This is a genomic window from Gordonia sp. ALPHA1B1, assembly GCF_005502615.1.
Lineage (GTDB): Bacteria > Actinomycetota > Actinomycetes > Mycobacteriales > Mycobacteriaceae > Gordonia > Gordonia hongkongensis.
Genome location: NZ_SCOC01000008.1, coordinates 163,639 through 180,768, shown reverse-complemented (window position 1 = coordinate 180,768; position 17,130 = coordinate 163,639). Strand labels below are relative to the sequence as shown.

15 protein-coding genes are annotated in these 17,130 nt (G+C 70.6%); 4 read left to right on the top strand and 11 right to left on the bottom strand.

All coding sequences use genetic code 11. The features are described from left to right. Positions 1-141 precede the first annotated feature (141 nt). Complete coding sequence (locus FFS52_RS07990; protein ID WP_137809367.1) at positions 142-705, top strand: hypothetical protein; 564 nt, start codon at positions 142-144, stop codon at positions 703-705. Next, positions 702-1,187, top strand: a complete 486-nt coding sequence (locus tag FFS52_RS07985) for a ferritin-like domain-containing protein (RefSeq protein WP_137809366.1) — start codon at positions 702-704, stop codon at positions 1,185-1,187. The genes FFS52_RS07990 and FFS52_RS07985 overlap by 4 nt, the downstream gene beginning before the upstream one ends. Before the next feature lie 6 nt (positions 1,188-1,193). Here FFS52_RS07985 and FFS52_RS07980 read toward each other — a convergent pair whose 3' ends face one another. Beyond that, positions 1,194-2,924 (bottom strand): proline--tRNA ligase, encoded by a 1,731-nt coding sequence (locus tag FFS52_RS07980; protein ID WP_137809376.1) that lies wholly within the window; start codon positions 2,922-2,924, stop codon positions 1,194-1,196. Between FFS52_RS07980 and yaaA the strand changes: the two genes are divergently transcribed. Then, a complete protein-coding gene (yaaA, locus tag FFS52_RS07975) occupies positions 2,923-3,705 on the top strand; it encodes a peroxide stress protein YaaA (RefSeq protein ID WP_171011579.1) in 783 nt (260 codons plus the stop codon). The two genes, FFS52_RS07980 and yaaA, sit on opposite strands and share 2 nt — an antisense overlap. A 22-nt stretch (positions 3,706-3,727) precedes the next feature. Here the strand turns inward: yaaA and FFS52_RS07970 are convergent, their stop codons facing one another. The 4 genes from FFS52_RS07970 to FFS52_RS07955 all read right to left on the bottom strand — a co-directional run bounded on the left by FFS52_RS07970 (position 3,728) and on the right by FFS52_RS07955 (position 8,279). Beyond that, positions 3,728-4,267, bottom strand: a complete 540-nt coding sequence (locus tag FFS52_RS07970) for a pyridoxamine 5'-phosphate oxidase family protein (RefSeq protein WP_137809365.1) — start codon at positions 4,265-4,267, stop codon at positions 3,728-3,730. 30 nt (positions 4,268-4,297) lie between these two features. Then, on the bottom strand, positions 4,298-5,755 hold the full coding sequence (locus FFS52_RS07965; protein ID WP_065629077.1) for a DHA2 family efflux MFS transporter permease subunit: 1,458 nt from the start codon (positions 5,753-5,755) through the stop codon (positions 4,298-4,300). A 189-nt stretch (positions 5,756-5,944) separates the two neighbouring features. Further along, entirely contained in the window at positions 5,945-7,204 is a 1,260-nt protein-coding gene (gene cobA / locus FFS52_RS07960) for a uroporphyrinogen-III C-methyltransferase (RefSeq protein WP_171011578.1), read from the bottom strand. Between the two features lie 67 nt (positions 7,205-7,271). Further along, a complete protein-coding gene (locus FFS52_RS07955; protein ID WP_137809364.1) occupies positions 7,272-8,279 on the bottom strand; it encodes an acyl-ACP desaturase in 1,008 nt (335 codons plus the stop codon). Between the two features lie 139 nt (positions 8,280-8,418). On the opposite strand from FFS52_RS07955, the gene FFS52_RS07950 reads away from it, so the two are divergent. Next, on the top strand, positions 8,419-9,114 hold the full coding sequence (locus FFS52_RS07950) for a response regulator transcription factor (RefSeq protein WP_137809363.1): 696 nt from the start codon (positions 8,419-8,421) through the stop codon (positions 9,112-9,114). 1 nt (position 9,115) lies between these two features. Here the strand turns inward: FFS52_RS07950 and FFS52_RS07945 are convergent, their stop codons facing one another. From FFS52_RS07945 to mqo, 6 genes are read right to left on the bottom strand one after another with little or no spacing between them, the layout of a single operon-like run. Then, on the bottom strand, positions 9,116-10,774 hold the full coding sequence (locus FFS52_RS07945; protein ID WP_137809362.1) for a GAF domain-containing protein: 1,659 nt from the start codon (positions 10,772-10,774) through the stop codon (positions 9,116-9,118). After that, entirely contained in the window at positions 10,774-12,255 is a 1,482-nt protein-coding gene (locus FFS52_RS07940; RefSeq protein ID WP_137809361.1) for a cobyrinate a,c-diamide synthase, read from the bottom strand. The genes FFS52_RS07945 and FFS52_RS07940 overlap by 1 nt, the downstream gene beginning before the upstream one ends. Further along, positions 12,249-12,866 (bottom strand): cob(I)yrinic acid a,c-diamide adenosyltransferase, encoded by a 618-nt coding sequence (cobO, locus tag FFS52_RS07935; protein WP_065628962.1) that lies wholly within the window; start codon positions 12,864-12,866, stop codon positions 12,249-12,251. The genes FFS52_RS07940 and cobO overlap by 7 nt, the downstream gene beginning before the upstream one ends. Positions 12,867-12,907: 41 nt before the next feature. After that, the gene (locus FFS52_RS07930; protein WP_137809360.1) at positions 12,908-14,887 is read right to left on the bottom strand and encodes a VWA domain-containing protein; all 1,980 of its coding nucleotides are present in this window, start codon (positions 14,885-14,887) and stop codon (positions 12,908-12,910) included. After that, positions 14,884-15,387 carry a GNAT family N-acetyltransferase gene (locus tag FFS52_RS07925; protein ID WP_137809359.1) on the bottom strand — a complete coding sequence of 168 codons (504 nt, stop codon included), beginning with the start codon at positions 15,385-15,387 and terminating at the stop codon, positions 14,884-14,886. Before FFS52_RS07925 ends, FFS52_RS07930 begins: the two co-directional genes overlap by 4 nt. A 46-nt stretch (positions 15,388-15,433) precedes the next feature. Beyond that, positions 15,434-16,960 (bottom strand): malate dehydrogenase (quinone), encoded by a 1,527-nt coding sequence (gene mqo, locus FFS52_RS07920; RefSeq protein ID WP_137809358.1) that lies wholly within the window; start codon positions 16,958-16,960, stop codon positions 15,434-15,436. Positions 16,961-17,130: the final 170 nt, after the last annotated feature.

Below are 17,130 nucleotides of genomic sequence, written 5' to 3'. Positions count from 1 at the left end.
CAACCCGACACCATATGTCTGGACCGCAACCTCCAGGTCGATCCTGGCCAAGGTCGCCCGCGCCCGCGCCGCACTCGAACAAGGAGTTAGCTAAAACCGAGACACACCACTAGTGGATCGATCGCGCGGAGAACTGCTGGCATGATGTCCCGGGTGAGCATGCCCCCGATCGAGCGACGGACCCTGCGGCACCCGATCGACCGGCGCACCGCCTTGCGCGGCGGACTCCTCGCGGGCGCCGTCGTCGTCGGTGCCGGGGCGGCCGGCGTCGGACTGACCGGTTGCGATTCGTCGCCCTCCGCGGAGACCCTGCTGGCCGAGAGCCTGGTGCCCCTGGTGCGCTCGGCGTCCGCGGACGAGAGCACCGCGCGCGCCCTGGTCGCCGTCGAGCCCGCCTACGCCACCGCACTCGGTGTCGTGGCCGATCAGCGCGCCCAGCACGCTCGCGCACTGCGCGAGGAGATCATCCGGCTCGACCAGGAGGTGGCGGCGACACTCGACCGTCCCGCCACCTCGGCGACCGCCTCGACATCCCCGGCGGGTGCCCCACCGGCGGCACCGTCACTGGCTCGACTGCGCGCCGATCTCGACGCCGCGGCCGGGCAGGCCCGCCGGGTCGCGCTCGGCGCCGCCGGGTACGCAGCCGGGCTGACCGGGTCGGTCGCCGCGGCCGTCACTTCGATGCGAGAGGTGCAACTGGCATGACGTCCCCCGTGAACACACCGGCGTCGGATTCACCGGCAGCGCAAGCAGATCCCGACGACCCGCTGGTCGTCGCCGCCGAGACCGAGAACGCCGCGATCTTCACCTACGGCGTCATCACCGCCTTCGTCGCCGCCTCCCGTCGACGCACCGTCGCCGAGTACGCCGACGCCCATCGCGCCCGACGCGACGAGATCGACCGGACGATCGAGGCGGCGGGGAACACCCCGCCGCTGGCGGCCGCCGGCTACACGCTGCCGATCGAGGTCACCGACCCGACCACGGCGGCCCGCGCCGCGCTCGGCGCCGAGATCGACTGTGCGAGCGCCTATCGCGCATTGCTGGAGCAGGCCGACGACGAGACCGGACGTCGGATCGGCGCCGACGGGCTGTCGGAGAGCGCGGTGCGCGCCGCGCGCTGGCGGGTGGCTCTGCAGGAGAGCCCGGTCACGGTGGCGTTCCCCGGGTCCCCCGCAGGCGGCTGAACCCGCTCAGCCGCGGGCGGCCGCCACCACCGCGTCGACCGCGGTGTCGACCGCGACCTCGGTGGCCTCACCGGTGAAGCGGTCGCGGATCTCGATGGTGCCGTTGGCATATCCGCGGCCGACGACCACGACGGTCGGCATCCCCAGGAGTTCGGCGTCCTTGAACTTCACTCCGGGCGACGCCTTCCGGTCGTCCAGGAGCACCTCGAGACCGGCCGCGTCGAGGTCGGCGGCGAGCTGCTCGGCGCCGGCGACGGCGGCCTCGTCCTTGTTGGCGATGACGAGGTGAACCGCGAACGGCGCCACCGACTTCGGCCAGCGCAGGCCCTTGTCGTCGTGGGACTGCTCGGCGATGACCGCGACGAGGCGCGACACCCCGACACCGTAGGAACCCTGGGTCAGGCGGACCGGCTTGCCGTTCTCGCCGAGGACGTCCACCTCGAAGGCGTCGGTGTACTTCTGGCCGAGCTGGAAGATGTGCCCGATCTCGATGCCCTTGGCGCTCACCAGGGGTCCGGCGCCGTCCGGCGACGGATCGCCGTCGCGGATCTCGGCGGCCTCGACCGTCCCGTCGGGCGTGAAATCGCGGCCGGCGACGAGTCCGACGTAGTGCCGGCCCGGCTCGTCGGCGCCGGTGATCCAGGACGTCCCCTCGACCACCCGCGGGTCGACGAGGTAGCGGATGCCGTTCTCGGCCAGCGCCTTCGGTCCGATGTATCCCTTGACGAGGAACGGGTTCGCGGCGAAGTCGGCGTCGGTGAGCAATTCGACCTCGGCGGGCTCGACGGAGGCCTCGAGACGCTTGAAGTCGACCTCGCGATCGCCCGGGACACCGATGCCGGTGACCTCCCAGTCACCGCCCGGCACACGGAGTTTCACGAGCACGTTCTTGAGGGTGTCGGCGCCGGTGTACTGCCCGTCGAGCGTCGCGTTCGCCCAGTCGACCAGGCTGTCGATCGTCGGGGTACCGGGCGTGTCGTGGACGACCGCCGCGGGGAGGTCGTCGTAGGGCAGCGGGTCGGGCGCGCGGGTGATGACCGCTTCGACGTTGGCGGCGTAGCCGGATTCGACGCAGCGCACGAAGGTGTCCTCGCCGACCGCGGACTCGGCCAGGAACTCCTCGGAGGCGCTGCCACCCATCGCGCCGGAGGTCGCGGCGACGATGACGTACTCGATCCGCAACCGCTCGAAGATCTTCTGATACGCCTCGCGGTGCGCGTTGTAGGCGGTCTTGAGTCCGTCGTCGTCGAGGTCGAAGGAGTAGGCGTCCTTCATCACGAACTCACGGCCGCGGAGGATGCCCGCGCGCGGCCGTTCCTCGTCGCGGTACTTGGTCTGGATCTGGTAGAGGATGACCGGCATGTCCTTGTACGACGAATACTCACCCTTGACCAGCGTCGCGAACAGCTCCTCATGGGTCGGGCCGAGGAGCATGTCGGCACCCTTGCGGTCCTTGAGGCGGAAGAGCGAGTCGCCGTATTCGGTCCAGCGGTTGGTGGTGTCGTAGGGCTCGCGGGGCAACAGGGCGGGCAGCAGGATCTCCTGGCCGCCGATGGCGTTCATCTCCTCGCGGACGACGTTCTCGATCGCCTTCAGCACGCGTAGACCGAGCGGCAGCCACGAGTACACACCGGGCGCGACCCGGCGGATGTAGCCGGCTCTGACCAGCAGCTTGTGGCTGGGGACCTCCGCGTCGGCGGGGTCGTCGCGCAGGGTCCGCAGGAACAGGGTCGACATGCGTGTGATCACGACCAACCAGCTTAGTTATGGTGTTGCGGTGCTCGTCATCCTGCCTCCCTCCGAAACAAAATCCGACGGCGGGCGCGGCGCTCCCCTGGATCTCGACACGCTGTCCTTCCCCGAGCTGAACCCGGTCCGCAAGCAGGTCGCCGACGCGCTCGTCGCCCTGGCCGCCGACCTCGAGGCCAGTCGTACCGCGCTCGGGCTCGGCGCCACCCAGCTCGACGAGGTCGACCGCAACGCCGACCTGTGGCTGTCCCCCACCCGGCCGGCTCTCGAGCGCTACACCGGCGTCCTCTACGACGCCCTCGATCACCGGTCGCTGACTCGGGCAGGCAAGACCAAGGCCGCCGACCGGCTGGCGATCGGGTCGGCGCTGTTCGGTGTCGTGCGGGCACCGGATCCGATTCCCGCGTATCGACTCTCGGGCGGGTCCAAACTGCCCGGGATGCCGACCCTGGCGGCGCTGTGGAAACCGGACCTGTCCCCCGCGCTGGACGCGGTCGACGACTTCGTCGTGGACCTGCGCTCGGGCGTCTACCACCAGCTCGGTCCGGTGCGCGGCGCGGTGACGGCGACCGTGATGACCGAACAACCGGACGGCTCACGCAAGGTGGTCAGCCATTTCAACAAGCACTACAAAGGTCTGATGGCCCGCGAGCTGGTCCGCACGCGGCGTTCCGTACGCGACGTGAACGGTGTGGCCGCGGTCCTCGCCGACGCCGGGCAGCGGGTCGAGATCGAAGCGCCGGACCGCATCGTCGTACTGACCGACTGACCCGGCACCGAGGTCCGCGACGCTACTGCGCGTCGAAGTCGAAGAGGGTTGCGCCACCGGGCTCCACGGTCTGCAGGACGGTCGCCCGTCGCGGCGTCACCCGGTAGACATACCAGGGCGGCGGGCCGGCCGACGGCGCACTGAAGTCGGCGGTCAGCGCGGCACCCGACTCGTCGACGCGGCACGGCCACCCGTCGCCCGCCCACAGCTCCGCCATCTCGGCGACGACGGCGGGCTCGGTGACCAGGTTCGCGTCGCCCTCGACCACCAGGTCGGCCTCGTCGAGTGCCACCGACAGGGTGCAGCGCGGGTCGCGGGCGAGGTTGCGCGCCTTCCGGGTCGACGGACCGGTCTCCAGCCAGATCGCGTCCCGATGCCACAGCGCCCCGATTCCGGTGACGTGCGGGCTGCCGTCGGCGTTGATCGTGGCGATCCACCACGTGTGCCGGTCGGGACCACCGGTCCCGGGTGCCTGGGACACCCCGGCGGTCAATCGGGCCGCGACGGGCTGCCAGTCGAGCGTGCCGAGGTCGTAGAGCTCAGCGAGATTCTTGGCGTCCATACCGGGACCGACCGTGCGTCCGCCCGGAACTCATCGCCGGGTGTCGGACCCCGGGGTGTTCGGCTCGGCGTCGAGCCCGGCGTCGAGCCCGGCGTCGGCGGCTTCCTGGGCGGCCTGTCCCTCGGCGACCTGCTCGGGCGTGAACCGCATGAACAGCACGACGATCGCGGCGAGGACGGCGATGCCCGCGCAGGCGGCGAAGGCCAGCCCGTAACCCTCGGCCTGCGCGGCGAGCTGGGTGGGATTCATCGTCTCGACCGGCGCGGTGGTGCCGCCCTTCGACAGCGCGCGCGAGGTGACCATCGCACCGACGGCAACCAGGCCGACGGCCCCGCCGAGGTTCTGCGCGACCTGCGCGAGCGCGGTCAGGGGGCCGATCTCGGTGGTGCCCACCCCGGCCACCACGGACAAGGTCAGCGGGATGACTGCCAGACCGACGCCGAAGCCGATCACGACGACGGGGACGAAGATGCTCGGGAAGTAGTCCGGTGAGTCGGTCGCGATCGACGATGCGTAGAGGCAGCCGACGAGGATCACCGCGCCGCCGACCAGGACGAGCCAGCGCGGCTGGATCATCAGCGCCAGCTTCGACGCGATCGCCGCGGCGATGCCCAGCCCGAACGCGAACGGCACGACCGCGAGCCCGCTCTGGATCGGCGAGTACTGCAGGATGCCCTGCAGGTACAGCGAGATGAACACCGCCATGCACATCATGATCATGCTGGCGAGCAGGATGGCGAGCAGGGCTGCGACGCGTGAGCTGTTGTCGAAGAGGGAGAACGGCAGCAGTGGGTTCCGGGCGCGCCGTTCGACCACGATGAACGCGGCCAGGGCGAGGGCGCCGAGGATGAACGAGCCGACCACGACCGGCGCCGTCCAACCGTTGGGCCCCTCGTTCACCGCGAGCACCAGCAGGGTGCAACCGAGGGTGCCGAGGACCGCGCCGGGCACGTCGAGGGGCAGCCGCTCACCCTGGGATTCCCGCAGCGCAACGATCGCCCCGACGACGACGATCAGACCGATCGGCACGTTGATGAGGAAGACCAGGCGCCACGACAGCTCGGTCAGCACCCCGCCGAGGATGAGCCCGGCCACCGATCCCACGCCGGTCATGGCCGCGTAGACCGCGAAGGCCTGACTGCGCGGTTTGCCGGGCGCGAAGGTGGTGGCGACCAGCGCCATGGCGGTGGGCGCCGCGATCGCCGCCGACGCGCCCTGCAGGGCCCGGCCGGCGAGGAGGCTCGCCTCGTTCCAGGCCAGTCCGCACAGCAGCGAGGTGAGGGTGAAGGCGACCACGCCGACGATGAACATCCGTTTGCGCCCGAACGTGTCACCGAGTCGGCCGCCGAGGAGCATGAGACCGCCGAACGCCAGCACGTAGCTGCTGATGACCCAATTGGCGCTGGACTCCGAGAGCGTGAGCGCGTCGCGGATGCTCGGGAGCGCCAGCGCGGCCACGGTGCCGTCGAGCACGACGAGCAACTGCATCCCGGACAGCACCAGGATCGGCAGGCCGAAGACCGGACGGAACTGCTCGCTGTTCCCCGCTCCTGTGTTCACCGTTCCAGTGTTCACGGTTCCGGTGTTCGCAGCTCCGGGAGTCGACATAGAGAACGACCGTACCGGCCGACCGCCGGGACATGCCAATCTGCGTTGATCCGGTCTGGGTTGATCCGGTCAGGCGCCCTCGGTGAACGCGGCCACGTCGCCGATGACGACGATCGCGGGCGGACGCAGCCCCTCGGCCTCCGCGACCTCGCCGGCGTGGGCGAGATCGGTACGCAGCAGACGCTGGGTCGGCAGGGATCCGTTCTCGATCATCGCGACCGGGGTGTCGGGCCGCCGGCCGCCCTCGAGCAAGGCGTCGGCGAAGACCTCGACGCGTTCGACCGCCATCATCAGGACCAGGGTGCCGCGCAGCTTGCCCATGGCCGACCAGTCGATCAGCGAGTCGGGGTGGCCGGGCGGCACGTGGCCCGAGGCGATCACGACCTCGTGGGTGACGCCGCGGTGCGTCACCGGGATGCCCGCCGATGCCGGTGCGGCGATCGAGCTGCTGATCCCCGGCACCACGGTGACCGGGACCCCGGCGGCCACACAAGCCTGCAGTTCCTCGAAACCCCGCCCGTAGACATAGGGGTCGCCGCCCTTGAGGCGGACCACGAACTTGCCCTCCTTGGCCTTCTCCACGAGGACGTCGTTGATGGCTTCCTGCTTCATCGCGCGGCCGTAGGGCACTTTGGCGGCGTCGATCACCTCGACCTGCGGGCCGAGTTCGGCGAGCAGTTCGGGGGGCGCGAGCCGATCGGCCACCACCACGTCGGCCTCGGCGAGGAGCCGTTGGCCGCGGACGGTGATCAGGTCGGGGTCGCCGGGACCGCCACCGACGAGGGCCACGCCGGCGGCGTGCGGGGCGGCGTCGTCGACACTCAGCGCCCCCTCGGCGAGGGCACGGCTCATCGCGGCGCGGAGTGCGGCCGACAGTTTGTGGTCGCCGCCGGCGAGGACGCCGAACTGGACGTCGCGGTGACGGCCGGACGCCGGGGTGACGGCGGTGCCGTGGCGGGCGTCGTCGGCCCGGACGCAGAACGTGTGCCTGCGCTCGGCCTCGGCCACCACCGCCTCGTTGACGGCGGGATCGTCGGTGCAGGCCATCGCGTACCAGGCGCCTTCGAGATCACCGTCGGCGTAGCGGCGCTGGGTGACGGTGATGCCGGTGAAGGATTCGACGGCCGGGGTGGGATCGAGCGCGATGACGTGCACGTGGGCACCCGCGGCGACCAGATTGGGCAGCCGCCGCTGCGCGACGGACCCGCCGCCCACCACGACGACCTTGCGTCCGCGGAGGTCGAGGCCGACCAGGTAATGCCCCTCTCCGGAGGGGAAGGCGTCGGGCCCGGGGACGTTCGGGGGCGACGCGGACTCAGGCTCGGACATGGGAGCTGACATTACCGGGACGGGTGACCCAGGGCGTCACCTCACCCGTGCGGCGGAGGTGTGCCGGTCACCGGTCGCGCGACTCACGTGAACGCTGCCGGGCCAGGGCGCGTTCACGCGACTCCTCGAACTTGCGCACCTTGACGTCCATCTGTTCCAGGAACGCCGCGAGGCGTTCGCGGTAGTGCTCGCCGACCGGCCCGAAGTCGTTGCGCTCGAAGATGCGCCACTTCCGCAGGACGGGCATGACGACATCCGACATGTGTTGCGGCAGATCGTAGATGCCGCCCTTGGCGATCAACACGGCGTTGCGCCGGAAGTTCGGCATGGTCGCGCCGGGCATCTGGAAGTTGGTCACGATCGCGTGGATGGCGGCCATGGTCTGGTCGGGAACGAGGTCGAGCGCGCCGGCGACGATGTTGCGGTAGAAGAGCATGTGCAGGTTCTCGTCGGCCGCGACACGCTGCAGCATGCGGTCGGCGATCGGGTCCCCGCATGCCTTCCCGGTGTTGCGGTGCGAGACCCGGGTGGCCAGTTCCTGGAAACTGACGTACGCGACCGCGAACAGCATGTCGAAGCTGTGGTCGCGCTGCCCGTCGTCGTCGGGCAGGGGGTTGAACCCCGACGTCATGTGCGCCATGCGGATCTCTTCGAGTTCGACCGGGTCGACACCGCGGGTCACCACCAGGTAGTCGCGCATCACGATCGAGTGGCGGTTCTCCTCGGCCGTCCAGCGCCCCACCCACCAGCCCCAGGCATCGTCGAGCGTGAAGTTGTCGGCGATCACCCGGTGGTAGGACGGCAGGTTGTCCTCGGTGAGCAGGTTGGTGATCATCGCGGCCTTGGCGACATCGGAGAGGCGCGACTGCGACGGATCCCAGTCGAGTCCGCCGAGAGCCGCGAAGTTGCGTCCGTCGTCCCAGGGCACGTAGTCGTGCGGGTGCCAGTCGCGCGTCATTTTCATGTGCCGCTCGACCTCGGACTCGCACACGGGCAGCAGTTCACGCAGTAGATCCGAACCGGTCATGCCGCGGTCGGCGGGCTCGGCGTCGGGGGGTCCGATGAGGGTGGTCACGTGCTCTCCTGATCACAGCGGGGGTCGTACCATCCACTCTGCGCGGCGGGACGGGTGATGCTCGTGAGGCGAAGGTCCCGCCTGTATGGGGTCCGACGTCTCGACTTCCCGGCGCCGCACATCCGGTACTTTCAGACCCATGTCCCCTGCCACGACCGATTCGGCCACCGCCGATCCGACCCCGTCCCCGAATCCGGTCCGCGCCTACCTCGTCGACGACCACGAACTCGTCCGGCGCGGTCTGCGTGACCTGCTCGGGACCGCCGGCGACATCGAGGTGGTGGGCGAGGCGGCCTCGGTCGGCGAGGCCCTCGTCGGCATCCTGGCGACCAAGCCCGATGTCGCCGTGCTCGACGTCCGGTTGCCCGACGGCAACGGGGTCGAGCTGTGCCGGGACGTCCGCGCCGCCGAACCGGGGATCAAGTGCCTGATGCTCACCAGCTACGCCGACGACGACGCACTGCTCGCCGCGGTCCTCGCCGGCGCCTCGGGTTTCGTGCTCAAACAGATCCTGGGGCACAACCTGGTCGCCGCGGTCCGGACCGTCGGCCGGGGCGGTTCACTGCTCGACGATCGGTCCACGGCGGCCCTGCTCGCCAGGCTGCGCAACGAGAAGCAGACCGAGAAGGATCCGCTCGCCGAGCTCACCCATCAGGAGCGCGAGGTGTTCGCCCTCATCGGCGAGGGCCTGACCAATCGGCAGATCGCCGGCCGGATGTTCCTGGCGGAGAAGACGATCAAGAACTACGTGTCCCGCATCCTGGGCAAGCTGGACATGCAGCGGCGCACCCAGGTCGCCGTGATGGCGACCAGACTCCGCGACGGCAAGGAGTGAGTCAACCCACCAGCGGCACCGACCAGGTGAGCGTCGTCCCGCCGCCGCTGGTCCGGCCCTCGCTCGTCCCGCCCCCGCTCGTCCCCCGCGGGCGGGTGACGATGCTGAACGTCCCGTCGCAGTCCTCGGCCCGACGCGTCAGGTTCTCGAGACCGCGATAGGTGACATCGGCGCCGATGCCGACCCCGTCGTCGCTGATCTCGACGGTCAGGACGTCGTCGGCGGTCACCGACACCGCGATGTGATCGGCCCGCGCGTGCCGGAGCGCGTTGCTCAAGCCTTCTCGCAGGACGGCGTCGATGTGTGGTCCGAGGGAGTCCGGGACCACCGTGTCGACGGGGCCGTCGAACTCCACGCTCGGCGAGATCGACGCGTGCCCGGACAGTTCGGAGACGATGTCGAGCACCCGCCGCCGCAGCGTCGGGCCGACGTCGGTTCCGTAGGGCGTCTGCAGGTCGAAGATCGAGGTGCGGATCTGCGCGATCGTGCGGTCGAGGTCGGTCATGATCTGCTCCAGGCGCGCGGCCGCGGCGGCCGGATCGGTGGTCCCGGCCAGCAGCGTCTGTACCGACATCCCGACCGCGAAGAGTCGCTGGATCACATGATCGTGCAGGTCGCGGGCGATGCGGTGCCGGTCTTCGAGGACCTCGAGATCGCGGGCGATCTGTTGCTGCTCGGCGTAGACGACCGCCAGCGAGGCGACCTCGGCGACACCGGCGAGCCCGGCGATCTCCTCGTCGTCCCAGTAGGGGCGGTTGCGGTGGGTGATGAGCATCCAGCCGAACGCCCCCGATGCGCGCTGGAGGGGTTGCACCGAGGTCCAGCGGGCGCCGCGCCGGATCAGCGACTCGGCGATCTGACCGGAACGCTGCACCCGCAGCGCCGTGGCGTCCGGCGGGATGAAGTTCTCGATCTCCACCGGATCGCCGGTGTGCCCGCGCAGTTCCACCTCCCCCGCCATCTCGGTGAGCAGGTAGACATCGACCGCGCCGACGAGATCGGCGACATCGGCGCACATCCGGGACATGGTGTCCGACAGCGCGATTCCGGCCAGCGGCTCCGACCCACGCCGGGCCAGGACCTGCATCCAGCGGTGGCGGGTGCGGGCCCGTTCGAAGAGACCCGCGTTGTCGACGGCGATCCCGGCGGCCACCGCCAGCACCGCTACGACGGTCTCGTCGACCTCGGAGAAGTCCTCCGCGGACCGCTTCTCGGTCAGGTAGAGACTGCCGAACACCTCGCCGCGCACCATGATCGGAGCACCGAGGAAGGTGTGCATCGGCGGGTGGTTGGGCGGGAACCCGACCGACGTCGGATGAGCGCCGAGGTCGTGGATGCGGTGCAGGCGGGGGTCGTCGATGAGCAGGCCGAGGACCCCGCGGCCGACCGGCAGATGTCCCATGGTGGCGCGTTGCGCGTCGGTGATGCCGATGTGCACGAATTCACTCAGCCCGCCGTCCGGTCCGCGCACGCCGAGGGCACCGTACTGGGCATCCACGAGTCCCGCCGCGACCTCGACGATGCGCTGCAGCGCGCGGTCGAGTTCGACCCCCTGCCCGACCACCAGCACCGCCTCCAGCAGTTCCCGGAGCAGGGCGGGATCGTCGGCACCGTGATCGGCGAGCGCGTCGAGCGTCTCGCGGAGCCGGTGCGCCAGCATCAGGACGCCCCGGGGGCGTCGCCGACGGACTGGGGCGTCGGCACCCGCCCACTATCGGCGGATCGGGACACGAAGCGGCACAACGCTTCCGGGATCGCGGCCGGATGCAGATGCAGGTACGAGGCGTGCACTGCGGCCGTCGCGACCCCGTGCATCGACGCGCGGCCCGCCGAATCCCGCCAGGCCCAGGCCGGGGCGAGCGCGCCGTCGCCGACTCCGCTGCGGTGGAACTCGTGACCGGTGACGCGTTCGCCGGTCCGGAACAGGGCCGAGTCGCCCACGGCCACGGCATCGCGGTATCCCAGCGTCAGGGTCGGGCCGAAGTGGCCGGGGATGTCGAGGACGCCGCTCATCGGGTGCCCGTCGAGTTCGGTGCACAGGTACAGCAGGCCCGCGCACTCGGCGTGGATCGGCCGACCCGCCGCGGCGTGCGCCCGGAGGTCGGCGCGCAGGAGATCGTTGGCGGCCAGCGCCTCGGCGTGTTCTTCCGGGAATCCGCCACCGATCACCACGCCGGCCGCTTCCGCGGGCAACCGGTCCACGAGCGGGTCGAAGACGACGACGCGCGCGCCGGCGGCGGTCAGCATCTCGGCGTGCTCGGCGTAACCGAAGGTGAACGCCGCGCCCCCGGCGACCGCGATCACCGGCGAACCGGCCGACGCGGCGGGACGATACGGCGCGACGGCTTCCGCAGCCGACCAGGCCGCGGCGTCGGGGACCGCACGTCCGCGGGCGGCGGCCACGATCGCCGGCAGGTCGAGGGCGCCGCGCAGGTGCGCGGTCATCGCGTTCACGGCGGCGACCGCGTCGGCGTTGCGTTCGGCGGCCGGGATCAGGCCCAGGTGCCGGGAGGGCACCGTCAGCGACGGGTGGCGCCGCAGCACACCGAGAACCGGCAGTCCCACCCGCGCGGCGGCCTGTCGCAGCACCATCTCGTGGCGCGGCGAACCGACCCGGTTGAGGATGACGCCCGCGATCGACACCGAGGGGTCGTAGGAGAGGAACCCGTGCAGCACGGCGGCCAGCGACTGGCTGTGGCCCGCGGCGTCGACGACGAGGATCACCGGCGCACCGATGATCAACGCGACGTGCGCGGTGGAGCCGACGCCGAGCGAACCGGCATCGCCACCTGGACTGCCGCCCGTGCCGTTGCCGCTGTCGGAATCCACGATCCGGCCGTCGAAGAGGCCCATCACGCCCTCGACGACCGCGATGTCGGCGCCCGCGGCGCCGTGGGCGAAGAGCGGCGCAATGCGTTCGGCGCCCACGAGATTCGGGTCGAGATTGCGTCCGGGTCGTCCGGCCGCGACGGCGTGGTATCCGGGATCGATGTAATCGGGGCCGACCTTGAACGGCGCCACCCGGTGTCCGGCCGCCCGCAGAGCGCCGATGAGGCCGGTCGTCACGGTGGTCTTGCCGCTGCCCGACGACGGCGCGGCGATCACGACGGCGGGCGTCGACGCCCGCACGGAGGTCACCATTCGATCCCCTTCTGCCCCTTGCGTCCGGCGTCCATCGGGTGGGCGATCTTGTGCATCTCGGTCACGAGATCGGCAGCGTCGACGAGGGCCTGCGGGGCGCGCCGGCCGGTGATGACCACATGCTGGCGTCCGGGTCGGCGGGCGAGGGTGTCGAGCACCTGAGCGGTGTCCACCCAGCCCCAGTGCAGCGGATAGGTGAACTCGTCGAGGACGTAGAAGTCGTGTTCGCCGGCATCGAGACGGCGTGCGATCTCCGACCACCCGGCCCGGGCGGCGGCGGCGTGGTCGTCGTCCTGGTCGTCGTTGGCCCGCAACCAGGACCAGCCCTGACCCATCTTGTGCCATTCCACCGGCCCTCCGGCGCCGGTCTCCGCGTGCACCCGGTCGAGGGTGAGCATCGTCGACTCCTCCCCCACCTTCCATTTCGCACTCTTCACGAACTGGAACACCGCGACCCGCATACCCGCGTTCCACGCGCGCATCGCCATCCCGAAAGCGGCGGTCGACTTGCCCTTGCCGTCGCCGGTGTGCACCGCGAGGACGGGCTGATTGCGGCGCTGTCGCGTCGTCAAGCCGTCATCGGGGATGCTGACCGGAACTCCCTGGGGCACTCGACTTCTCCTCTGGTCTCAGTTCGGGGTGGCGGGGGCGGTCAGGCCGCTCCCCGCGCGGGTGCGTGTCCCGTCAGCGCGGTGGCGGACAGTTCGTCCATCGGGATCAGGCTCGCGCCGAGGTGGGCCGCGAGATCGCCGGCGAGTCCGAGCCGGACCATCCCCTGCTCGCAGTCGACGACCACGGACCCGATGCCGCGACGACGGATACCGTCCGCGGCTTCCCGCGCCCGTGCCATCGCGCCTCGTCCTGAGGTGGCACGACCGTCGGTGAGGACCACCAGCAGCGGCCGCCGGTCGGGCTCGGCGCGGCGACACCGCTGCACGACATCGGCGGCGAGCTGCAGGCCCTCGCCGAGCGGTGTCCGGCCGCCGGTACGGATCTCCACGAGGCGGCGCACCGCGATCTCGACCGATTTGGTGGGCGGCACCGCAAGCGTCGCGGAGGAACCCCGCGCCACGACCACCGCGACGCGGTCGCGGCGGGTATATGAGTCGCGCAACATCTCCACGCAGAGTTCGGACACCGCGGCCAGCCGACGCCGGGCGGTCATCGACCCGCTGAGGTCGACCACGAAGACGACGAGGTTGGCCTCCTGGCCGACCCGTTGCGCCGACCGCAGGTCGGGGGCGGTGATCCGCACACCGCGCTCGAACCCGTCCCCGCCGCGACCGGCCCGGCCCGCGGCGGCGAGCACCGTGCCGAACAGATGCACCGGTCGGCCGGCATCGAAGTCCACGGCATGGGTGGTGTGTCCGCGACGGCTCCGCGCCTTCGAGCGGCGACCCGGGTCACCGTCGCCGAGTCCGTCGACTCGCAGGGTCGGCATACGGCGAGCCGTCGAGGTCGGCACGGACCCGAACGCCGGTCCGGGCGCGTGCTGCGGGGCGTCGGTGTCGCCGGTCTCGGGCGCCGCATGGGAGTCGGGGTCGGTGTCGGGCGCCGGGCCGGTGTCGGATGCGGAGTCCGGGGCCTCGCCGCCGCCACCGGGCGGTGGTGTCTCGGGCGGTTCCGGGTCGTCATCGGGTGAGTCGGGTCCGGCCGCGTCCTCGCCCGCCGACATCGCCTCGTCGAGCTGGTCGCGGCTGAGCCCCGACTCGTCGAAGGGGTTGCGGCGGCGCCGATGCGGCAGCGCGAGCTCGACGGCCGCCCGGACGTCGACGTCCTCGACGGCGGTGGCCCCGCGCCAGGCGGCATGAGCGAGCGCGGTCCGGGCCACCACGATGTCGCCGCGGAGTCCGTCGACGTCGAGGTGGGCGCAGATCCCGGCGATACGGCGCAACTCCCGGTCCGGCAGGGCCACCGCACCCACGGCGGCTCGTGCGCTCGCGATTCGTTGTGTCAGTTCGTGTTCGGCGGCGGCGTGGGCGGCGACGAACGACGCCGGGTCGGCGTCGTACGCCATGCGGCGGCGCACCACCTCCACGCGTTCGTCGACCTCGCGGCCGGCGGCCACGTCGACGGCGAGCCCGAACCGGTCGAGCAGCTGCGGGCGCAGCTCTCCCTCCTCCGGGTTCATGGTGCCGACGAGTAGGAAATCGGCCGCCATGGTGTGCGACACACCATCGCGTTCGATCGTGACCCGTCCACTGGCCGCCGCATCCAGCAGCACGTCGACGAGGTGGTCGGCGAGCAGGTTGACCTCGTCGATGTACAGCACCCCGCGGTGCGCCCGGGCGAGCAGACCGGGAGTGAACTCGGCACGGCCATCCCGCAGCACCGAGGTGAGGTCGAGCGAGCCGATCACACGGTCCTCGGTCGCACCGATGGGCAGTTCGACCACGCGGCCGGCGGTGTCGTCCGTGGCACCGGGGACGCTGAGCAGCGGACCGAGCCCGCGCACGATGGTCGATTTCGCGGTGCCCTTCTCCCCGCGGATCAGGACACCCCCGATACCCGGCGAGATGGCCGACAGGATCAGTGCGAGCTTGAGCTGCTCCTGCCCGACGACGGCGCTGAACGGATAGCGCACGTCAGCGTGCGGGTCCACCGAAGCGGGGAGTTCACCGAGGGTCGTCATCGTGACCCGGCGCGGAGCATCGACACGTGGGGGATCCCGTCCTCGAGGTAGTCGTCGCCGTCGCGGACGAAGCCGAACTTGCCGTACATCTCGGTGAGGTAGGTCTGCGCCTCGATCCGGCACGGACGTTCGCCGACCTCGGCGAGCGCGGCCGTCATGAGGGTCGCCACGAGACCGTGACCCCGATGGTTGCGTTCGGTGCAGACGCGGCCGATCCGGAAGACCTGTCCGCCGTCGGCCTCCGGTTCCTCGAGCAGACGCAGCGTCGCCAGTACCGCCCCGGGGTCCGGCCCGTCCTCGTCGCCTCCGTCGGGCCGATCCCCACCCTCGGTGATCCAGAACTGGCGCGTTGTCGGTTCCAGGTCTCGGCCGTCGAGCTCGGGATACGGACAGGCCTGCTCGACGACGAATACCTCGACCCGCAGCCGGAGGACCCGATACAGCGTGGCTGCGTCCATGTCGTCGGCCAGGGCGCGGTGCACCCGCGGTTCAGAGATCATGTGTCGTGGTTAGCACACAAGGCGACCGGACTTCACCTCGCGCGAATCAGCCGGCGGTGGCGGGCGCGAGCCGGCCGGTCTCGGCCGGGACCTCGTTCCGGTCGGTCAGCTGCAGCGTCTTGTTCGTCCAGTCCCACACCTGGCGGTACAGGTCGCGGTTGTCGTTGAGCTTCTGACCGAAGGACGGGATGATCGCCGTCAGCTTCGACGACCAGCCCGCGTACTCCTTCGGGAAGCACTGTTCGAGCACCGAGATCATCGCCGGCACGGCGGTCGAGGCGCCGGGGGACGCACCGAGGAGCCCGGCGATGGTGCCGTCGCCGGCCGCGACGACCGCGGTGCCGAACTCCAGCTGACCACCCATCCCGGTCTTGCGGATGACCTGCACGCGCTGTCCGGCGGTGATGAGCTCCCAGTCGGCGCCGAGCGCGCGGGGGACGAATTCCGACAGCGTCTTCACCCGGTCGGCCGGCCCGGCGGCGAGCTCGCTGATGAGGTACTTGAGCAGCCCGAACTCCTTGGGAGCGATCGACACCATGGGGAGCAGGTTGCCCGGCTTGATCGAGGCGGGCAGGTCGGTGATCTTGCCGCTCTTGAGGAACTTCGGCGACCATCCGGCGTACGGGCCGAACAGCAGGCCCGGCTTGTGGTTGATGACGCGGGTGTCGAGGTGCGGCACCGACATCGGCGGGGCGCCGACGGCGGCCTGCCCGTAGACCTTCGCGTGATGCTCCGCGACGAGATCGGGGTTGGTGCAGCGGAAGAACTCACCGGACACCGGGAACCCGCCGAACCCCTTGGCTTCTTTGATGCCCGACTTCTGCAGCAGGTGCAGCGCACCGCCGCCGGCACCGACGAACACGAACTTCGCGTGCACGGACAGCTTCTCCCCGGTCCGGCCGTTGCGGACCTTCACGATCCAGCTGCCGTCGGACTGCTTGGACAGGTTGGTCACCGAATGGCCGAAGTAGATGTCGGCGCCCTGGGCGACGTAGTTGAGGAGCTGCTGGGTGAGCGCGCCGAAATCGACGTCGGTGCCCTGGTCGAACCAGTTCAGCGCGACCGGATCCGCGAAGTCGCGTCCCTCCGACATCAGCGGCAGTCGTGCGGTGAACTCGGCCGGGTCGTCGATGAACTCCATGCCCTCGAACAGGGTCTGGGTCGCGAGATTGTCGTAGCGCTTGCGGAGGTACTTCTGGCCTTCGGCGCCGTGGGTGAAGGCGACGTGCGGGATGGGGTTGATGAACTCCGACGGGTCACCGAGGATGCCGTTGTCGACCGAGTGGGCCCAGAACTGGCGCGACACCTGGAACTGCTCGTTGATGGTGAGCGCCTTGTCGATGTTGACGTCGCCGTCGGCGGTCTTCGGCGTGTAGTTCAGCTCGCAGAGTGCCGAGTGTCCGGTGCCGGCGTTGTTCCACGGGTCGCTGCTCTCGGCGGCGGCGGCGTCGAGCTGCTCGAACAGGCTGATCGACCAGTCGGGCTGAAGCTGTCGGAGCAGCGCTCCGAGGGTCGCACTCATGATTCCCGCACCCACCAACGCGACGTCGGTCGTGATCACCGTTTTCGACACCTGGACTCCACTTCACCTGGAGGGACACTGTGACCGGTGTTCGTCGCGGCACGTCGTCCCGGATGGCAACTTCTCGACCGGGCACTTCTCACCCGGTCCTTGTCGATCGTCATTGTCCAGCATGGCACGTCCAGCACGAGAATCGACCTTCGCAACTGTGTGCTGCACGA

Coding starts and splice junctions, on each gene's coding strand:
- FFS52_RS07945 (WP_137809362.1), bottom strand. CDS start 10,774: ATGCTGGCGCACCGGCTCCGCGAGACGCTCGACGCGCTCGCCGATCAC.
- FFS52_RS07980 (WP_137809376.1), bottom strand. CDS start 2,924: ATGTCGACCCTGTTCCTGCGGACCCTGCGCGACGACCCCGCCGACGCG.
- FFS52_RS07965 (WP_065629077.1), bottom strand. CDS start 5,755: ATGCAGTTGCTCGTCGTGCTCGACGGCACCGTGGCCGCGCTGGCGCTC.
- FFS52_RS07985 (WP_137809366.1), top strand. CDS start 702: ATGACGTCCCCCGTGAACACACCGGCGTCGGATTCACCGGCAGCGCAA.
- cobA (WP_171011578.1), bottom strand. CDS start 7,204: ATGTCCGAGCCTGAGTCCGCGTCGCCCCCGAACGTCCCCGGGCCCGAC.
- yaaA (WP_171011579.1), top strand. CDS start 2,923: ATGCGTGTGATCACGACCAACCAGCTTAGTTATGGTGTTGCGGTGCTC.
- FFS52_RS07970 (WP_137809365.1), bottom strand. CDS start 4,267: ATGGACGCCAAGAATCTCGCTGAGCTCTACGACCTCGGCACGCTCGAC.
- FFS52_RS07940 (WP_137809361.1), bottom strand. CDS start 12,255: ATGGTGACCTCCGTGCGGGCGTCGACGCCCGCCGTCGTGATCGCCGCG.
- FFS52_RS07925 (WP_137809359.1), bottom strand. CDS start 15,387: ATGATCTCTGAACCGCGGGTGCACCGCGCCCTGGCCGACGACATGGAC.
- FFS52_RS07990 (WP_137809367.1), top strand. CDS start 142: ATGATGTCCCGGGTGAGCATGCCCCCGATCGAGCGACGGACCCTGCGG.
- FFS52_RS07950 (WP_137809363.1), top strand. CDS start 8,419: ATGTCCCCTGCCACGACCGATTCGGCCACCGCCGATCCGACCCCGTCC.
- FFS52_RS07930 (WP_137809360.1), bottom strand. CDS start 14,887: ATGACGACCCTCGGTGAACTCCCCGCTTCGGTGGACCCGCACGCTGAC.